This is a genomic window from Gemmatimonas sp. (assembly GCF_046594945.1).
Taxonomy (GTDB): Bacteria; Gemmatimonadota; Gemmatimonadetes; order Gemmatimonadales; family Gemmatimonadaceae; genus Gemmatimonas.
Genome location: NZ_JBKJRB010000151.1, coordinates 21,812 through 40,598, shown reverse-complemented (window position 1 = coordinate 40,598; position 18,787 = coordinate 21,812). Strand labels below are relative to the sequence as shown.

Genomic DNA, 18,787 nt, shown 5'->3' with positions numbered 1-18,787 from the left:
ACGAACGCCTTGTCCCGGCTCAACTTGAACGTCTTCGTCAAGTGCGGCTTCAGTTGGTGACGCTGCCAGATGCGCCGGACCGTCGCTTCACTGAGGCCTTGGGCCTGCGCCATCGTGCGCGTGCTCCAATGGGTCGCGTTCGGCGGCGTGGTGTGCAGCGTCGCCTCCAAGACGGCCTGCACTTGCGGCTCGGTGATCTGCGCCAACCGACCAGGGCGCGGCGCGTCCTTCTCCAACCCGCGCAGGCGCAACGCCAGAAACCGCTGCCGCCACAATTGCACGGTCGGGCGCGACACACCGAGCGTGGTGGCGATATCCTGGCTGTCCATGCCGGCGGCCGCGAGCTGCACGATCTGCGCGCGCTGTACCTGGCGCAGCGGCAGGGTCCGACTGCGCCCCCACGCCAACAACGTCGCGTCTTCGTCGGAGCTCAACTCGATGGGCGCAGCCTGTCGACTCATGAACGCAGTATAGCGCCAATGAGTCAATATGTAAAGCTATTTATGACGCACTACACTAGTGCCCGTGACTCATTGTACGTCAGTTTGCTCGGTACTATCGCGTTGAGGACATCAGCGCACGGATCGTACCCCGTGAAGCTTGACAATGTTGCAGTCGAAAGGCTCGCTTGCGGCTTCATGTATTTGAAGCCAGACGCGTCCAACTTCATCGTTGGAATCCCGCCGTACTGAACCCAGGGAAGCGCCGAGGTTGCGCCAGCGGCTCCTCTCATCGGTTGCTCGCAGTCCGGTATTTCGTCGGCGAGGACAGGACCGCAGTCTGGGTCTGGCGGCGACCATTCTGATGCCGCCAATTCAAGATCCAAGACCATACTGTCAGCTTCGATTCGCTCCTGAAAGTATGTCGCGAAAAGCGGCAGCTGCTCATTGCTCAGCAGAATCCGTTCGTTGGGAGTGCCGCTTGCGGTCAGCACACCCGCTGGCAGATCCAACCGAAAGTCTTGTCCCGTCCCGTTATCGTGAAGCACGAAAACTCCGGGAGACTGCTGGTAGCTAGTTGCTCTGACGCGCTCGGGTTGATCGCGCCGATCGTCAGCCGCGAGGATTCCCGAATCACTGCATCCCACTGCCGCACATAGCATGATAGCCGACATGCTGACCTGCTGAATCCGCAATCTCATCTCATCTACTCCGGTAATGGAAAATGACATCCTCGTTTTGCAAAGGTGCAAATCGAGCAAACCGCCGCCCCCAAGTGCATGGCAAATTGATTCGACACATCGACCATTGAGCACCAGAGTCACTACCGCGCGCTCAGTATCGTGGCGGTTCCTGAGGTTGTCAATGTCAAAGAATATCGGAAATAGATTTGAGTCTTAGCGGACTCCACAATGTCGGTGCTCGTCGTGTTCCTCCTGAGAACTCTTCGAGTGCTTGAACGGTCAACGAACGTGTCTCGCAATCGTAAGTGAAATGCGACGCCGAGAGCTGATGAAATCCGTGATGGCTAAATGAGCGCACCCTCGATATTCGCTGTGTACCTTCAGCCATTCAGACTCTACGAAAAGCTGTTGCGTCGGGTCGATCAAGTCATCCCGGTACGCGAGGCGAGCGAGATGTGTGTGAGAAGCCGCGTAGCGGAGGCGCCGAGGGGATCCTGACGAGGGACTTGGCGCGCGTTGACCATGAGGCAACCGCTTCACGCTCCTGCGGAAACGTCGGCTGTTCAATCCGGTGGTGTCATACTATGTCGAAGGTCTGGGCAAGAGGGCGGCAGAGATTAAGCCGTTGCTACTGTACACCCGTCCCTGGATACAAGTGGACCGCGAAGTGTACTCAAAGGGATTTCGCCAATCCGTCGAGCAGTCAAAGTCGAATGGTGAAAGACGCGTCGACGTAACTCGCTGCATGTGCGAGAGCGACGAGCCGCTTCAAGCTGACGGTCGCAGGTACGCCTTTACCAAGATGTGGGGGACGAACACTCTCCCATCGCTCGTGGCGCTGAAGGCGCACTTTCGCGGCGCTCATTTCATCTACTCGCCGAGTCCTGACGAGTAGCAGTCCTGATCGGCATTACGATCTTCGCGTTGGTGCCAGTTGCCTCAGCGCTTCGGCGAGCTGTTGTCCGCCGACGCTGACTTCGGTGCGAGCACCTGCGGCGGCGAGCCCCCAGCCGAGTATCTGAATGGCCGCAACGTTCCCCGCCGCTATCGGGAGCTCGATCTCTGCGTCACCGGCGGAGAGGACGAGCACGAAGGAGATCACGGACTTCGAGCGGGGGACGACCACCTCAAATACGCTGTCGTCGATCTGTCTTGCCGTACCGCCCGCCACAGCCGCCTGGCCGTGGAGCTCGCGCACGACCAGCATGGTCGGCGCATCCCCGTGGAACTCGATGGTCTCCGGGTGCACCAGTGAGACCTCCGTGCTCTGCAGCGAGGCCGACACACCGGACAGAGCTGCCGCTTGAAATGCGTCGGACAGTGTGACTGAGGCGCGTGCCCGCCACGGGGCGTCCGCATCGACGAGAAAGGAGAGGGCGTGCGTGATCATGCGATGACTGGGCCGAAGGGGATCAGGCGAGTCCGAGCGTGTCAAACGCCTTGACCACGGCGCTGACCATCGGGCCTTCACGCTTACCCTGCGGATGCCTCGCAACGACCACTGCGACCCGTTGTCCGTTCGGAAGCGTCCATCGACCGGAGCCCTGCACGAACGCCTCGTCGGGATGCCAGGTCATGCCGTGCGTTAAGAACGGCGCGGCTCAGTCGTGGCCAGCCATAACGAGGAGCCGCTTCGAGCCCAATCGCGCCACGTCGCTCTCGAGTAGACGCGCGCAGGCGGCCGCTTGAAGGCCGATGAGACGTGACCCTGGGTTTCCGCTTATGAGTGGGGCGACGTGATACAGGTTGGTCCACGCGAGGGATGAGGACCAAACTGCGTCGTCAAAGCGTGGAGCGCACACTTGACGGGCCACCTGCCTCGCCACCCGCCAGAAGGCGGAACGGCGCGTGTAGTATCCGTGAATAGGAGTCGCCCAGTATTTTGCGACCCAGTCGAGGTCCTGATGATCTGTCGACCTCTCCCAGCGCTCGATTCGTCGCTCACGCGCTTCGCGTGTGCTGAGATCCTGGACGGTAATCTCGTCCTTGGCGTCGAGTCCGTTTGGTGCCCGACCGCAGACCATCAGCTCTCGGTTCCACTGGCTGCCGGTCCTCGCAAAGCTGAGAACCAATTGGCCGAACTGGCCAGGCTGCGACGCCAACGTCGCAAGCAACTCTCTGTACGCGTTCTTTGTCGAGACTAGACTGTCGGACATTGGCACTCCTGAAGTTGAGGGGAGGATAACGCTCCACTCTGACAATCGTCGGCCATTCCGTAATCCGAGGCGCGGCACGGCTCGTGGTCCCTACGGTCGGCTAGGGAAGGCGGTCTGCCGCATTCCGGCGGTGAACAGCGCGCCCAATTTGTCACATTCGTTGTCACAACTGGACCACTGGAGAGGGGCAGCCTCGATCCCACAGAGGGAAGCGACCCAATGCACCGCTACACGCCGTAGGCTGAGGGGAACTACGGCGCGTACATCGAGGACTTGAAGCGGCGGAAGGGACCGGATGCGGATATGCCGACGCGGATCAAGTACAAGAAGTTGGTGCGCTCGTAATCGCGGTGTGCTGTTGATGGATCGTGGTGCGCGGGGGCTGGGCGCGGCCGAGGGTGTCCCAGTCGCCGCTTCCTGCGCGGGGGGTCGGGCGTGGTGGCTCGCCGGGTAGATTGCGCCCCCCACGCAGAGGCGGCTTTGGGACACCCTCGGCCGCGCCCGCCTGGGCGAGGGCGGTGTGCGCCACAGCTCGCGTGGACTCGCGTTGGCGCGGTGGGGCATACGCCTGCGGGCGAGTCGCTTACCGTATTTCAAACCCCGGATAGCGCGCAAATTCGTTTCGGTCCTGCGTTAGCAGCAGCATGAGTTTCGGATGCACGAAGAGCTTTTCCTTTGACACCGATTCCGTGGTCAGCACGCCGATCGATGTTAGCTGCTTTAAATACACCGATGCTGTTTGCCGCTTCGCGATACTGCGCTCGATGACGTTGCTGATGCGACAGTAGGGAAGGTCGAAGATCATTTCCACGAGTTCGCGGCTGTAGATCTTGGGAAGTTCGCGCGTTACGTACTCGACGGTATGCGCCCTGAGCGCACGGATGGCCGCGATCTTCGCGGTGGTCCATTGAGCGGTTTCGTGAACGCCTCGCAGCATGTACAGCAACCATGATTCCCAGTGGCCGTGACTCGTGACGCGTTGCAGCAGCCGGTAGTACTCCGACTTGCTGTTGTTGATGTAGCGGCTGAGGTAGAGAATGGGCAGCGTCAGCAGATCCTGCTCATTGAGAAAGAGGCTGTTGAGCACTCGCCCCGTTCTTCCGTTGCCGTCGGTGAACGGGTGGATCGCCTCGAATTGGTAGTGTCCGATAGCCATGCGGATCAGCGGATCCAGGTCGGTCGCCTCGTGCATGAAGCGCTCCCAGTTCGTGAGCTTTTGGCGCAGAAGGGGCTCGCCTTCCGGTGGGGTGTACACGACCTCTGTACTCGCCTGATTCGCGAGCGCTGTGCCGGGAAGTCGCCGCACGGTCATCTCCACGCCTTTGATGCGGCTGCAGATCAGTTCGGCAGTGCGCGTGGTCAGTGGGTGCGCAGAAAGTGCGCGGAAGCCGTCGAAGAGCGCGCGGCTGTAGCGTAGTGCTTCCTTGGTAGCAGTGTCCGCGTGTGCGTCATCGCTCACATGTTGGAACAGTCGATCCGCGGTCGTGACGATGTTTTCGATTTCGGAGCTGGCCCCGGCTTCGAGCAGCGGTAACGTACCAATCAGGACAGACTGATTCGGGATGAGTTCGGCCGCTTGCCGCAGCTCGGCGAGTGACGCTCGGGCGGTGATGCATTGTTTGAGCACCGCCTTGGTCTCGACGTCGGCGCGAGGAGGGAGGTTCGGAAGCGTGATGTTTGGCCGATCGGGCCGCCATGCCGCTTCGTCGGCGTCGCCGTGCCCATACGCGTCGGGAAGTTCGTCTGGAACCGGTGCCGTGCCGAGCACGCGAGCTGACGCACGTGGAAACCGTCGGCTATCTCTGCGAGTGTGAGATCGCGCCGAAGGATGCGCGGCGGATCGACATGGCAATCGGGCTCGCGCGGCGATCACTGCCGGTTACACGGTCGTGTTCACCAGCGCGACCACGCAGATCGCGCAGCTCGTCAAAGCGCACACGCAGGGGCAGCTCGACGAGAAGCTGCGGCACGTTGCCAAACCGGAACTGCTCATCATCGACGAGCTGGGCTACCTGCGACTGCGATCCTCGACCCGCGGTCTGCATCATAGTCACGTCATCACGATCCGCAGCGAGCGCTATCGGCTCAAGGACAAGCGCCGGGCCGGGCTCCTGACGGCGCACCGGCAACACGATCAGCACACCGCACCCTCACCCTCACCCTCACCCCAAGGGGTCACTTCCTGATGTCGTGAAGGGGTCACTTCCTGATGTCGCTTGACATGCCCCAATCGCGGCACCACACTCAACACGGCGCTCTGCACCCCCGTCCCGCATGATCCGGGCGCTGGAACGTTTCGTCCCACCCCGAGGTCGGAGCGCGCCCTCGACCGCTCGATACCTGGTAGTGGCGTGCCGGTCGCATCGGGCCTCTAGCTCGTGCTTCGCCCCTCGCTTCCTGCCAAACCGCACTGTGCACGTCGCTGGTCGACTTTTCTGCGCGCCCAGACCTCGCACGGGCGTGCGTCCGACGCCTGTGCCGCCGAATCGTGCACGCGGCCTCGTCGCCTTCCGACTACTCGCGATCCTCGCTGCGTGTCATGCGACCGTTGCGTCGCTCGCCGCGCAGGACCGTGTCGCATTCCGCCACCTCACCATCGCCGACGGGCTGTCGCAGAGCGCGATCTCGTCCATCGTCCAGGACCGCCGCGGCTTCATGTGGTTCGGCACCAAGGACGGACTGAATCGATATGATGGACACGAGTTCGTGGTCTTCCGCCACGACGCCGCAGATTCGACCTCGGTTTCCGGCAGTGAAATCACTGCACTGTTCGAGGACAGCCGGCGGCGGCTCTGGGTCGGCTCACACGGCGGCGTCGATCGCTTCGACCGCATCCGCGAGCGGTTCGAACACGTCGCGTCGAGTCCGACCCAGGACGTCTCCGGATTTGCGGAGGACCACGACGGCAACGTCTGGGTGGCTGCGGGCGCGGAGGGCCTGTTCCGCCTGAGCGCCGGGAGCGCCGGGCCGGTCGTCGTCGAGCGGTTTGCGCACTCTCCCACCGATCCGTCGAGCATCGGCGGCGGCCGAGTGCGGGCGGTGCTCGTCGACCGGCGTGGTGAGCTGTGGGTCGGCACCGATTCTGGGCTCGCTCGGCGAGCGACATCCGACGGCCGCACCGTGACCTTCGCGCGCGTGAGCGGCGGCCTCGAAGCACCCGGTGGCGCGATCGACCCGTCGGTCTCCGCACTGCACGAGGATGCGGGCGGCCGACTTTGGGTCGGCTCGCGCGCCGGTGTGAGCGTGCTCGATTCCGCACGAACCGGCACACGACGCTACTACCACCGGTACCGCTCCTTCCGTTTCGGCTGGGGCGAGGCGATCGGACTCGCCGTGGACCGCGCGGGGTCGCTCTGGATGACGACGCGCTCGGAGCTGATGCGACTCGATCCCGCGACCGGCGCGTTCACGTACTATCGCCACGAGGCGCAGGACGCCGCGAGCATCAACAGCAACCTCCCGACCGCCATCTATCGCGACCGGTCCGATGTGCTCTGGGTGGGCACGAACGGCTACGGCATCAGCGTGCACGATCCGAAGGCGGATCGGTTCCACACGTTCCGTCGCCCCGAGACGTCTCTGTCGCGTCTGTCGGGGTTCAGTGTGTATACGCTGTTCGAGGATCGCACGGGCACGCTCTGGATTGACGCCGGGCTGTTGTACACGTGGAACCGTTCCACGGGCGCACTCCGGAGTTTCGAGACCACGTCCGACCGGCCGAACGACTTCGGCAATACAGGTGTCTGGTCGGTCATTGAAGACCCACGCGGGTTTCTCTGGGCGGCGACGTACCAGGGCCTGTATCGCCACGAGATCGCGACGGGTCGATCGCGACTGTACCGGCACGATCCGCGAGACTCGGCCGGACTGCCGGAGCAGACCGTCTACGACGTGTTCCGCGACCGCGAGGGCGCCGTGTGGGCGGTGACGGAGAACTTCCTCGCACGACTCGCCGATCCGGTGCGCGGCCGCTTCGAGACGTGGCGCCACAAGACGGTCGCGACACAGCGCCGCTGGATCTTCCCGTCGACGATACAGGACGCGCAGGGCGCCCTGTGGCTCGGGTCCGATCAGGGGCTCACGCGGTTCGATCCGCGCACGGGCGCGCTCCGGCACTACCGCCATGACCCGCGCGATCCGCGGAGCCTGAGCAACGATGCGCTCCGCGCGATCCTCCCCGATCCGCGACGCCCCGATCGATACCTGTGGGTCGGCACCGCGGGCGGTGGACTCAATCGTCTCGATCTCGACTCCAACACGTTCACCGCGCTCACGGAACGCAACGGCCTGCCCAACAACGTGGTGTACGGCGTGCTCCCGGACCGTAGCGGCCGGCTGTGGATCAGCACGAACAAGGGGATCTCGCGCTTCGATCCGACGACTGGACAGTTCCGGAACTACGATGCGAACGACGGGCTGCAGGGCAACGAGTTCAATTCGGGCGCCGCCTTCCGCAGTCGCAACGGAGAGCTCTTCTTCGGTGGTACCAAAGGCTTCAGCTATTTCCGCCCGGAAGCGGTGACGGACAATCCGCACGCGCCCGCCGTCGCGATTACGGGCTTTCGGCGGGGCAACCGCTACGAGACGGTCCGCGACAGCGGGACGGCGCTCCTCGCGACAATCTCGGAGACCGACACGCTACGTCTCTCGTATCGCGATGCGGTGCTCACGTTCGAGTTCGCGGCGCTCGAGTACTCGGCGCCGGCAAAGAACCGGTTCGCATATCGCATGGTCGGCTTCAACGATGACTGGTTCGAAGCGGGCGCCGTGCGTGCGGCGACGTTCACCAACCTGCCGCCGGGCCGCTACACGTTCCAGGTGCGCGCGAGCAACAACGACGGTGTATGGAACCGGCAGGGCACGTCGCTCGTAATCATCATCACGCCGCCGTGGTGGCGCACCTGGTGGGCGTACGCACTGTATTCCTCGATTGCGCTGGCGCTACTCGTGGTCGCCCGCCGCTATGAGGTCGGCCGGTTGCGGCTGGCGAGTCGCCTTGAGGTCGAACACATGGAGACGGAGCAGCTCCGGCGCCTCGACCGCGCGCGCAGCCAGCTGTTCGCGAACGTGAGCCATGAGTTCCGCACGCCGCTCACGCTCACGCTCGGACCTCTCGACGATCTCCTCGCCGGCGCGCACGGCCCGCTGTCGCCGTCGGCGGTGGAGCAGGTGGATCTCGCACGCCGCAACGCGGCGCGTGTGCTCGACCTGATCAACGAAATCCTCGAACTCGCACGCGCTGAAGCAGGGCGCGTGACCGTGCGTGCGCGGCGTCTCGACCTCGGCCCGTTCGTCGACGACGTGGCGCGCTCGTTCCTGCCGCTCGCCGAGCGCAAGGCGATCGCCTACGACATCCAGGTGCCCGCAGAGTCGATCGTCGCGGTCGGTGACCCCGAGCTGCTGGAGCGTGCCCTGTCGAACCTGCTCGCGAACGCGTTCAAGTTTACGCCGGACGGCGGCACGGTACGCGTGATCCTCGCCCCCGGCGACGGCACGGCGCTCATCACCGTGCGCGACAACGGTCCTGGCATCCCGGCCGCCGATGTCGATCTGGTGTTCGATCGCTTTCATCGGGCAGCGTCGACTGCGGGTGCGCACCCCGGCACGGGGATCGGGCTGGCGCTGGCGCGCGAGCTGGTGCTCCGCCACGGGGGATCGATCACCGTCAAGAGCGAAGAGGGGTTCGGGAGCACGTTCGTGGTGACGCTGCCGACCGGGAGCACGCATTTGCCTCCGGAGCCCATGGCCGACGACGGCGCCGCGGCGCCGTGGGTGCCGCGCGCGCGACCGATGCTCATGCCAGCCGACTCCCTGGCCATCGAGGCCGCAGTGTCCGGCACAGAAGCGATGGCAGACGCGGACGACGTGACGACGGTGCTGGTGGTGGACGACAACGCCGAGATCCGCGCGTACGTGTCCCGGCACCTTTCGCCCCCGTACCGGGTGCTCGAAGCGGCGGACGGGCAGCAGGGGCTCGAGCTAGCGCGCCGGTACCTGCCCGACCTCGTGCTCTCCGACGTGATGATGCCGGTCATGGATGGCTACGCGCTCTGCCGCGCCCTCAAGTCCGATCCAGAAACCGACTTCCTGCCCGTCATCCTGCTCACGGCGCGGGCGGAGGCGGAGGACCGGCTCGCCGGGCTGACCGAGCGCGCCGATGACTATCTCACGAAGCCGTTCGACGTGCCGGAGCTGATCGCGCGCATCGCGAACACGATCGCGATGCGCCGCCGATTGCGGGAGCGCTACGCAGGGACGAGCATCGGCGTTAACCAGCTCATGCCTTCAGCATCCGCCGACGCAGAGCAGGCCGCCGTCATCCCGGCCGACCATCGCCTGCTCGACCAGGTGCGGGCGGCGATCGCAGCGAACCTCGGAGACGAGGGGTTCTCCGTGGAACGACTGGCCGCGGCCGTCGCGCAGAGTCGTGGCAACCTACATCGCCGGTTGCGCGAGCAGTGGGGTGAGACGCCGTCCGAGCTCATTCGGCGGATGCGGCTCGAGCGGGCGGCCGAACTGCTCGACGCGGGTGCCGGCTCGGTGGCCGAGGTGGCGTACGCGGTGGGGTTCAAGAGCGTCGCGCATTTCTCGAACGCGTTTCAGGCGCTACACGGGAAGAGGCCGTCGGGTTGGCGCGCTCGATCGCTCGTCCCCGGCGCAACGAAACCGGCGCCGCTGGTGCCCACGGCGGGCAGCGAAGGGGGCTGACTCGCTTTTCCGGACCCCCGGGTCCGGCCTGGTCGGAGGCGGGCGCATGCGTCAGGGTCGCACATCGTTGCGCCTACGTCGCATGTGACGTACGCGCATGACCCCGCGACCTGAGCGCTCGGTGCTGTGGGGCGGTTCGGCGCATGGTAGGGCAACCAGCAGCCGCTCGAGGCGTGCACGTCACTCCTCGGTTCCCGGTTTCGCATCGATGCCCACGTTTCATCCCGTCAGGACCATTTCGCCATGGACGTTCAGCCGCTGACTGTACTGCTCGTCGACGGCGACCCGGACATGCGGTACTACCTGCGCGGCTGCCTCCGGCACCACGCGTCCCCGGTCGCGCGCATTGTCGAGGCGGGCGACGGACTCGAGGCGCTGCGCGCGGTGCGCACGGGCGCAGTGGATCTCGTGATCAGCGATGTCGCGATCCAGGCGCTCGACGGACGCCGCCTCGCGCGTGCCATCCGTGATGACCCGGCGCTCGGCCACGTCGCGGTCCTGCTCATCGGCGGCGACGGGCGCGTGGCCGACACCATGGGCGTGACCACGAGCGACAACCCGGCCCACGGCTTCCTGACCAAGCCGTTCAACGCGGCGCAGCTGTTGGCCGCCCTCGCGGCGCTCCCCCCGCGCTCGGCGGCGGCGCGGACCGAGGAGCGCTCTCCGTGACGCTCGCCCTGGACGTCTCAACTGCCGCCGCGGGTCGGCGCGCGCCGTGACGACGGGATTCTACGTCGCGGACTACTACGGCGGATCTCGCCCTGCTACAACGGGCTGCGCGGGCGCGACGATTTCGTGGGGGGCGTGGCCCGCGCTCGGGCGCGGGAAGCGGAGTTCGTGGCGGCCGTAGGCTGAATGCACACTGCTTCCGGCGCTTCCCGAACATCGTGTGCACGGACTTCCCACAGCCGAATGCCGAAGACTCGTTCTCATCCCAACCAACCATAGCCATGTTGAATCTATACGCGCTGCTGCTGGTGCTCGCGCCGCAGATGCAGGAGTCAGTCGTACCACCCACCGCGCGCGAACCGCTGCCGCGTCCTGTCGCGAACGCACCGCTCGCGCGCGTCAACCAGAATCGACATCCCGCTGGCACGCGGGTGCGCGATACGCTCACGCTGTCGCTCGACATTGTTGAGGCGGCGTACCAGCCGGAGGGCGCGCACGATCCCGTCGTGCGCACGCTCGCCTTCGCCGAGCGGGACAAGGCGCCCGAGGTGCCGGGGCCGCTGCTTCGGGCGCCTGTCGGGACGACCGTGCGGCTCTCGGTGCGCAACCGCTCCGACTCCGCAATCACGCTGGGCGGGCTCCGCCGCTCCATGCCCGCCGAGCGCGACACACTGCAGATCGCGCCGGGCGCGACGCGCGAGCTCACGTTTCGGCTGGATCGCACTGGGAACTACTTCTACTGGGGCGCGCTCGCCGGCCGCAGGTCGAACGACGACCGTGAATGGCTCGACGGGCAGCTCACCGGCGCATTGGTCGTCGATGCGGCGGGTGCACTGCCCGACACGGCGCAGGAGCGGGTCTGGCTCATCACGGAATGGTTCCACCCGTTCCCCAAGAGCGGGAGCTTCGACGCTGCGCTGACCTTCAACGGCAAGGCATGGCCGTACAACGAGCGCCTCACGTTCCGGCAGGGCGACTCGGTGCACTTCCGCATCATCAACGCGTCCGCCGTCGTGCACCCGTTGCACTTGCACGGGTTCTACTTCCGCGTCGCGCGACACGGTGGCGCGCGGGTTGACACCGTCGTGCCACCGGCACTGCAACCGCTGCAGAACATGCGGACGGTACCCGTTGGCGGGTCGCTCTCGCTCGCGTTCGTGCCGACCACGCCGGGCAACTGGGTGTTCCACTGTCATTTCGCCGGTCATGTCGGCGACATCGTGAGCCTGCACGGTTCGCCGGACCCGTACGTGCTGCCGGCGGCGAACGGTGAGCACGCAATGCCCGCGCACGATGGCCCGGGCGGTCACACCATGCGCGGTCTCGTCATCGGGATGCACGTCACGCCAGCGCCGAGCTACAAGGGGGTTGGCGTCGCGAACGCGCGCACGATCGACCTGCTGATCCAGAAGCGGCCGAACGGTTTGGTGGGTGGACAGACGGCATACGGTTTCGTCGTGCAGCGCGGCGACGCAGCACCGTCGCGCGACTCCGTGCAGCTCCCCGGTCCGACGCTCGAGCTCCGGCGCGGCCAGCCGGTGCGCATCGTCGTGCGCAACAACCTCGATGAGCCGAGTGGCGTGCACTGGCACGGGCTCGAGATCGAGAGTTTCCCGGACGGGGTGCCGGGATTCAGCGGTATTGGCGAGCGCATCATGCCACCGATCCCGCCGGGTGAGACGTTCGTCGCGGAGTTCACGCCGCCGCGCAGCGGCACGTTCCCGTATCACTCGCACCTGCACGAGCTGCGGCAGATCGGGTCGGGGATGTACGGCGCGATCATCGTCAGCGACGCGCCGCGCGACCTCGCGCGCGATCACCTCGTGGTCGCCGGAGGCGGCGGGTTGCCGGTGTTTCACAAGCAGGCGCCTACGTTCCTGCTCGTGAACGGCAGCGTTTCGCCGGAGCCGCTGCGCATGACAGTGGGTGAAACGAACCGTGTGCGAATCGTGAGCATTCACGCCGACGAGCTCCTGAACTTCCGCTTCGGCACGAACACCGAGGTGGCGCGCTGGCATCCGCTCGCGCGCGACGGCGCCGACCTGCCCACGGCGCTCAGACGCGTGCAGCCGGCGGTGATGCGCATGGGGCCGGGCGAGACCGCGGACTTCACCTACGTTCCCACGCAGCCCGGCCGCATGGTGCTGGAAGTGTGGATCGAGGGCGGGCAGCGCATCGCCCTTCCGGTGGACGTTCGCGCGCGCGCGGTCGCGGCGGGACGATGATCGACGCACGCGGGGCGCAGGCGATGTCGGTCGGCAGCGTGCACGCCGGCGGCGAACGCGCGACATCCGTGCGCTGGCGCATCGTGGCCTGGATCGTCCTCGCGAGTCTCGTCGCCTACGTGCTGCGGTTCAACATGTCGGTCGCCGCACCCACGATGATGCGCGACCTCGGCCTGAGCGAGACGCAGCTGGGGCTCATCCTCGGCGCGTTCGCGTGGACGTACGCCCTCTGTCAGGTGCCGGGTGGAATGCTCGGTGATCGCTTCGGACCACGCCGTGCGATGACGGCGCTCTTCATCGCCTGGTTCGCGACGACGGCGCTCATGGCGTCAGTGCCGCGCGGGCTCCCGGTGCTCGTGGCTGTCGCCCTGCTCGTGATCCTTCGCGCGGCACAGGGCGCCGTGCAGGCGCCGCTGTTCCCAGTGACGTGCGGCGGTTCGATGTTCGCCTGGCTTCCGGCAAGGCACTGGGCCCTCGGCAACAGTCTTTCCACCGCGGGGACGACGGTCGGCGCGGCCCTCGTCGGGCCCGGTGTGACGTGGCTCGTTCTCACCCTCGGCTGGCGGCAGTCGTTCTTCCTTGTCGCCCCCCTTGGTCTGCTGCTGGCGGCGATCTGGTGGCGTGACTACCGCGACGAGCCATCGACGCATCGCGGGGTGAATCGCTTGGAGGAAGCGCTGATCACCAGTGGGCGCGGTGCAGCGGCGCGCGAGGCGCCGGTCGGGTGGACACGTCTCCTCGCCGATCGCGAATTGCTCCTGCTCACAGCGAGCTACTTCTGCTCGAACTACGTCTTCTATCTGTTCTTCAACTGGTTCTACTACTACCTCACCGAGATCCGCCACGTGCCGGCGACCACGGCTGGGTACTTCCTCGCCGCGCAGTGGACGGTCGGCGGCGTCGCCTCGCTGGCCGGCGGGATCGCCTGCGACCGACTCTCCGCACGGCTGGGCCCGCGCACGGGATGCCGTGCGACTGCCGTCGGAGCGCTCGTGCTCGGCGCGCCGTTGCTGATCGCGGGTACGCTCGCGACCGCGCCCTTGTGGAGCGTGGCCCTCTTGTCGGCGAGCTTCGGCTGCGTGCAGTTCTCCGATGCGGCCTACTGGTCGGCGGGCATGCGCATGGCCGGTTCCCAGGCACAGGGTGCCACGGGCCTGATGAACACCGGCGGCAACGTCGCCGGAGGCGTGGGGGCGATGCTCGTGCCCGTCCTCGCCGCGTCGTTCGGGTGGACGGTCGCCGTCGCGTCCGGCGCCGTGTGCCTGCTGGTGGGAGCAGTCCTCTGGCTTGGCATCCGCGCCGACGTGACGATCCAGAGTCGCGCGGTTGCCCAGCCTGCGCCATCAGGTTCGCTCCGAGACACGCTGGTGGTGTCGTGACGGCCGGTGGCCACGCGAGTGGCGTGGTCGCGCTCACCCCCATGCTCACCCCCACGCTCACCCTCATGCTCGCTCCCACGCTCGCTCCCACGATCACGCTCGCCTTCCACCTGAGGAGCCTTTTCATGGCCGACGCCGGGCTCACCGACCTCGCGGTCCGATACGCCGCTGCCTGGAGCAGCGGGAGCCCGGATCGCCTAGCCGCGTTTTACGCCGACGATGGGTCGCTGCAGGTGAACGCGGGCGCGCCGTCGCAGGGCCGCGCGGCCGTGCGCGCGACGGTTGCGGCGTTCATGGATGCCTTTCCGGACATGGTGGTCCGGCTCGACAACGTAGTGCCGACGGACAACGGGGCACGCTTCAGCTGGATCTGGACCGGCACGAACACCGGTGCCGGTGGCACGGGGCGGGCGGTCCGGATCACTGGCCACGAAGACTGGACCCTCGCTGCCGACGCACGCATTACCCGGTCGCGGGGCCACTACGACGAGGCCGAGTACCAGCGGCAGCTGCACGGGCCCACAGCGAGTGCCGACGCCGATGTCTGATCCTTCTCACCTCTCACGAACCCCCTCCCATGACACGAACTGCCTGCCTGATCCTGCTGGTGCTCCTCGCCGCATGCTCGGCCACGCCGTCCGCCGAGGGCGTGCCCGTGGCCACTACAGCCACGACCGCCGTCGATTCCGCCGCGCGCGACTCCGCCGCGCACCAGGCGCACGTGAACTACGTGCGGGTCATCAACTCCAACAAGGTCGACTCGTTCGCGACGATGGTGACCGATGACGTGGTCTTCCTCGCGGCGGGAGCGAAGCCCCTCGTTGGAAAGGCCGCGGTTCGCGCGTGGGTGGATGGCTATTACAAGGCCTTTCGCACGAACTGGGACAAGCCCGTCGAGGAACTCGTCGTCGCGGGCGATTACGCCTACGAGCGATATCGATGGACGTCCACCGACACGCCGGTCGCAGGCGGCACGCCCATCGTGGACACCGGATGGGGACTGCTGGTCTATCGTCGCGAGGCTGATGGTGTGTGGCGTGTCGCACGCGATGCGTTCGGCCCCGATCACGCGCCGGCCGCACGCTGACGCATCACTTCACCCTCGAGGGAGCGTGTCATTGCACAAGACCGTGGTGGTGACCGGCTGCAGCTCGGGCTTCGGCCGCGAGGTCGGGGAGCGCATGGCACGACGCGGTGATCGCGTGTACGCGACCATGCGTGACATCGACGGAAGGCATGCGGGCGTCGCCAACGGCATGCGGGCGCTGGCGAGCGCCGACGGCAACGACCTCCGCGTACTCGAGCTCGACGTGTGCTCGAAGGCATCGGTCGACGCCGCGGCGGCGACGATGCTGGCCGCGATGCGGGTGCGACGCGCGCGGGCGCGCGCGTCGCCGGGAAGACGTGGCCTCAGGGCTTCGCTGGCACGGCAACTCCACATGGAACGGTGTTCTCGCGATAAGCGCCACATTGACAGCAGCAGGCCGCAGGTTCCGAATGAACGACAGAGCGTAGACAGTGACACCCGACTTCCTCGCACAGCTGCAGGCAGATCTGACCGGCACCTTTTCGCTCGAGCGTGAGCTTGGCGGTGGCGGGATGTCGCTCGTGTTCCTCGCGACAGAAACGGCGCTCGGTCGCTGCGTCGTCATCAAGACGGTGCCCGGCGAGATGCTGTCCGGCGCCGCGGCCGAACGGTTTCGCCGGGAGATCCTGACGGCGGCCCGGCTGTCGCATCCGAACATCGTGCCCGTACTCGCTGCAGGCGACGCCGGTGGCGTGCCGTGGTTCTCCATGCCGTGGGTCGAGGGTGCGTCCAACGCGCATGCGCATGGCGTAGCGCATCGCGACATCACCGCTGCCGATGACGGTCGTATTTGCACCCCGCTTTGTATCCCGACAAATCGTCCAGTAACCGCCTGCGTGGGACGTGCCCTGTAGAATGCTGTGGTACAACACCTGGCCGATGGCCCCCGCAGAACAACACGATCCACGTTCGTGGTTTGAGGGGAACTACGGGGCCTACATCGAGGACTTGAAGCGCCGCAAGGGCCCGGATGCGGACATGCCGACGCGGATCACGTACAAGAAGTTGGTGCGCTCGTAATGGCGGTGTGCTGTTGATGGATCGTGGTACGCGGGGGCCGGGGCGGCGGTCCGTGATCGGGTGGGGGGCGATTAGGAACGGTGCGGATGCGCGGATCTGCGAATGGCGCGGGGGCGTCGACGGTGGCGGCGGACACGTAAGTCACCGGCGCGAGAAGCGGCACCAGCGTCGGTGCTTGCGCGGCAGCCGACTACGCCGTACGGTCGACTGACGCTGATTGAGTTTCCTCGTCTCCCGCCGGTCTGTGATTCCCATGACCCGTCTGTCGGCTCGGCTGGTTCGCGCGTCGTGCGTGCCGGTATTCGTCTTCGCCGCCTTCGCGGTGGCTGGCTGCACCTCGGTGCAGGCCCCAGCGCCGGCGGCGCCCGGCGCGACCAGCACCGAGATTCTGTGGGACACGTACGGTGTGCCGCATATCTTCGCGCCCGATCATCCGAGCCTCTTCCAGGCGTATGGCTACGCGCAGATGGAGGCGCACAGTGAGCTGCTGGTGCGGCTGTACGCGCAGGCGCGCGGTCGCGGCGCTGAGTTCTATGGGGTGCAATACCTCGAGTCCGACAAGTGGGTGCGCACCAACGGTCTTCCCGCCACCGCCAAGCAGTGGGCGGCGGGGCAGAGCAATGAATTCGCGCCACTGATTGCGGCCTTCGCCAAAGGGTTGAACGCGTGGGCCGCCGAACATCAGGCCGACCTGAGTCCCGAAGCCAAGGGCGTGTTGCCGATCACCGTGGAAGATGTGTACGCGCACGGATTGCGCGTCATTCACTACGACTGGATCGTGAGTCCGCGCCGCCTCGAGAGCCGCTTGGCGCGCTGGGAGCAGGACGTGCATGGCTCGAACGAATGGGCCATCGCGCCAGCACGCTCGGCCACCGGCAAAGCGCTGCTCATGAGCAATTCGCACCTGCAGTGGGGTGACATCCACACGTATTTCGAAGTACAGCTGACCGCGCCCGGCGTGACGTCGTACGGCGCCGTGTGGGTCGGGTTTCCCGTGCTGCGCCAGTGTTTCACCGAGTACGTGGGTTGGACGCAGACCACCAACAATCCAGCGGAATCCGACCTCTATAAGTTGGTGCTGAAAGATGGAGGCTACGTGCTCGACGGCCAGGTGAAGCCGTTCGATACGCACACCGAGATCATGAAGGTGAAGCAGGCCAACGGCGGGATGAAGGACGAAGCGCTGGTCGTGCGGCGCACGGTGCACGGGCCAGTCGTGGCCGAACGCGGCGGCTCGCCGATTGCGATGCGTGTGGCTGCGCTCGATCGACCGAAGATGTTTGAGCAGTTCTGGCGTATGGGTCTGGCCAAAAACTTCGCCGAGTGGGAAGCGGCGATGCGCATGCAGCAACTGCCGCTGTTCAATACGGCCTACGCCGATCGTGATGGGCACATTGGCTACTTCTACAACGCCACGTTGTGGAAGCACCCGACCGGCGACTACCAATTCTGGCAGGGCGTAGTGCCTGGCGACAAGTCGGCGCTGATTGCGAACGAGATCGTGCCGTGGGACAAGATTCCCAAGGTCGTCGATCCGCGGCAGGGCTGGGTGCAAAACTCGAATGACATGCCGTGGACGTCCACGTATCCGATCACGCTCGACTCCAAGAAGTTCGCGGCCGGATTCGCCGCGCCGCAGGGTATCACGCAGCGCGCGCAGCGCGGCATACGCATTCTCAGCACGGCGCCCAAGAAGATCACGTTCGACGATGTGAAGGCGTGGAAGTTGTCGACGCGTGTGGAGACCGCCGATCAGTTCGTCGACGATATCGTCGCCACCGCCAAGGCGAGTGGCACGGTGCGGGCCAAAAAGGCCGCTGACGTCCTTTCGAAGTGGGATCGTCAGGGCGAGGTGGAGAGCGACGGCATGCTGCTGTTCTTCAAGTTCATGACGGCGGCGGGATCGTCATTCGAGAACATCGGCGGCTTCAAGGTGCCAACCGATGACGCGCGTCCGCTGGACACGCCGCGCGGCTTCAAGGACTCGGCCAAGGCGATGGCCACTCTCGATCGCGTCGCCGGCGACGTTGCGAAGGAATACGGCGTGCTGAACCCCAAGTGGGGAGACGTACTGCGCTTCCGCCGCGGCACGGTCGATGTTCCGGGCAACGGCGCACCGTCGCAGCTGGGCGCGATCCGTACGATCGGTGTAAGTGCCTTCAAGGACGGGAAGGTCGAGGCGGTTTCGGGCGACACCTTCTTCGCCATTGTCGAGTACTCGGTGCCGCAGCGCGCTGAGGTGCTGCTCAATTACGGCAACTGGTCGAAGCAGGGGTCGAAGCACATCGACGATCAGTTGCCGTTGGCATCGAAGAAGCAGATGCGGCCGATGTGGCGGACGAGAGCCGACATCATGGCGAATCTCGAGAGCCGCAAAACGTTCTGAGCGCGCGCATCTGCCCGTCGCGCAGTGTACCGCT

The 18,787-nt window shown here is 65.9% G+C and carries 15 protein-coding genes; 10 read left to right on the top strand and 5 right to left on the bottom strand.

The annotated features are described in order from the left end of the window. From ACLL97_RS18025 to fic, 5 genes are all read right to left on the bottom strand, one after another. On the bottom strand, positions 1-461 hold a 461-nt coding region (locus ACLL97_RS18025; RefSeq protein ID WP_411281863.1), incomplete at its 3' end, for a helix-turn-helix domain-containing protein. Between the two features lie 50 nt (positions 462-511). Further along, entirely contained in the window at positions 512-1,264 is a 753-nt protein-coding gene (locus ACLL97_RS18020) for a hypothetical protein (protein WP_411281862.1), read from the bottom strand. A 769-nt stretch (positions 1,265-2,033) separates the two neighbouring features. Then, entirely contained in the window at positions 2,034-2,513 is a 480-nt protein-coding gene (locus ACLL97_RS18015) for a hypothetical protein (RefSeq protein ID WP_411281861.1), read from the bottom strand. Positions 2,514-2,535: 22 nt separating this feature from the next. Further along, positions 2,536-2,700, bottom strand: a complete 165-nt coding sequence (locus tag ACLL97_RS18010; protein WP_411281860.1) for a hypothetical protein — start codon at positions 2,698-2,700, stop codon at positions 2,536-2,538. 1,162 nt (positions 2,701-3,862) lie between these two features. Beyond that, positions 3,863-5,047 (bottom strand): protein adenylyltransferase Fic, encoded by a 1,185-nt coding sequence (gene fic / locus ACLL97_RS18005; protein ID WP_411281859.1) that lies wholly within the window; start codon positions 5,045-5,047, stop codon positions 3,863-3,865. Between the two features lie 100 nt (positions 5,048-5,147). Between fic and ACLL97_RS18000 the strand changes: the two genes are divergently transcribed. From ACLL97_RS18000 to ACLL97_RS17955, 10 genes are all read left to right on the top strand, one after another. Next, the gene (locus ACLL97_RS18000; RefSeq protein WP_411281865.1) at positions 5,148-5,465 is read left to right on the top strand and encodes an ATP-binding protein; all 318 of its coding nucleotides are present in this window, start codon (positions 5,148-5,150) and stop codon (positions 5,463-5,465) included. A gap of 274 nt (positions 5,466-5,739) precedes the next feature. Further along, positions 5,740-9,987, top strand: a complete 4,248-nt coding sequence (locus ACLL97_RS17995; RefSeq protein WP_411281858.1) for a two-component regulator propeller domain-containing protein — start codon at positions 5,740-5,742, stop codon at positions 9,985-9,987. A gap of 243 nt (positions 9,988-10,230) precedes the next feature. After that, a complete protein-coding gene (locus ACLL97_RS17990) occupies positions 10,231-10,656 on the top strand; it encodes a response regulator (RefSeq protein WP_411281857.1) in 426 nt (141 codons plus the stop codon). A gap of 281 nt (positions 10,657-10,937) precedes the next feature. Next, complete coding sequence (locus ACLL97_RS17985; protein WP_411281856.1) at positions 10,938-12,881, top strand: multicopper oxidase domain-containing protein; 1,944 nt, start codon at positions 10,938-10,940, stop codon at positions 12,879-12,881. Continuing rightward, a complete protein-coding gene (locus ACLL97_RS17980) occupies positions 12,878-14,260 on the top strand; it encodes an MFS transporter (RefSeq protein WP_411281855.1) in 1,383 nt (460 codons plus the stop codon). Before ACLL97_RS17985 ends, ACLL97_RS17980 begins: the two co-directional genes overlap by 4 nt. Continuing rightward, the gene (locus ACLL97_RS17975; protein WP_411281854.1) at positions 14,257-14,808 is read left to right on the top strand and encodes a nuclear transport factor 2 family protein; all 552 of its coding nucleotides are present in this window, start codon (positions 14,257-14,259) and stop codon (positions 14,806-14,808) included. The genes ACLL97_RS17980 and ACLL97_RS17975 overlap by 4 nt, the downstream gene beginning before the upstream one ends. Before the next feature lie 29 nt (positions 14,809-14,837). Next, positions 14,838-15,347, top strand: a complete 510-nt coding sequence (locus ACLL97_RS17970; protein WP_411281853.1) for a YybH family protein — start codon at positions 14,838-14,840, stop codon at positions 15,345-15,347. Further along, positions 15,286-15,843 carry an SDR family NAD(P)-dependent oxidoreductase gene (locus tag ACLL97_RS17965; protein ID WP_411281852.1) on the top strand — a complete coding sequence of 186 codons (558 nt, stop codon included), beginning with the start codon at positions 15,286-15,288 and terminating at the stop codon, positions 15,841-15,843. Before ACLL97_RS17970 ends, ACLL97_RS17965 begins: the two co-directional genes overlap by 62 nt. After that, entirely contained in the window at positions 15,779-16,201 is a 423-nt protein-coding gene (locus ACLL97_RS17960) for a hypothetical protein (RefSeq protein WP_411281851.1), read from the top strand. The genes ACLL97_RS17965 and ACLL97_RS17960 overlap by 65 nt, the downstream gene beginning before the upstream one ends. 419 nt (positions 16,202-16,620) lie before the next feature. Further along, entirely contained in the window at positions 16,621-18,753 is a 2,133-nt protein-coding gene (locus ACLL97_RS17955; RefSeq protein ID WP_411281850.1) for a penicillin acylase family protein, read from the top strand. Positions 18,754-18,787 lie beyond the last annotated feature (34 nt).

Excerpts from the sequence above, each read along its gene's own strand:
- ACLL97_RS18015 (WP_411281861.1), bottom strand. The coding sequence starts at position 2,513 with ATGATCACGCACGCCCTCTCCTTTCTCGTCGATGCGGACGCCCCGTGG.
- ACLL97_RS17970 (WP_411281853.1), top strand. The coding sequence starts at position 14,838 with ATGACACGAACTGCCTGCCTGATCCTGCTGGTGCTCCTCGCCGCATGC.
- ACLL97_RS17955 (WP_411281850.1), top strand. The coding sequence starts at position 16,621 with ATGACCCGTCTGTCGGCTCGGCTGGTTCGCGCGTCGTGCGTGCCGGTA.
- ACLL97_RS17990 (WP_411281857.1), top strand. The coding sequence starts at position 10,231 with ATGGACGTTCAGCCGCTGACTGTACTGCTCGTCGACGGCGACCCGGAC.
- ACLL97_RS17985 (WP_411281856.1), top strand. The coding sequence starts at position 10,938 with ATGTTGAATCTATACGCGCTGCTGCTGGTGCTCGCGCCGCAGATGCAG.
- ACLL97_RS18010 (WP_411281860.1), bottom strand. The coding sequence starts at position 2,700 with ATGACCTGGCATCCCGACGAGGCGTTCGTGCAGGGCTCCGGTCGATGG.
- ACLL97_RS17965 (WP_411281852.1), top strand. The coding sequence starts at position 15,286 with ATGGTGTGTGGCGTGTCGCACGCGATGCGTTCGGCCCCGATCACGCGC.
- ACLL97_RS17980 (WP_411281855.1), top strand. The coding sequence starts at position 12,878 with ATGATCGACGCACGCGGGGCGCAGGCGATGTCGGTCGGCAGCGTGCAC.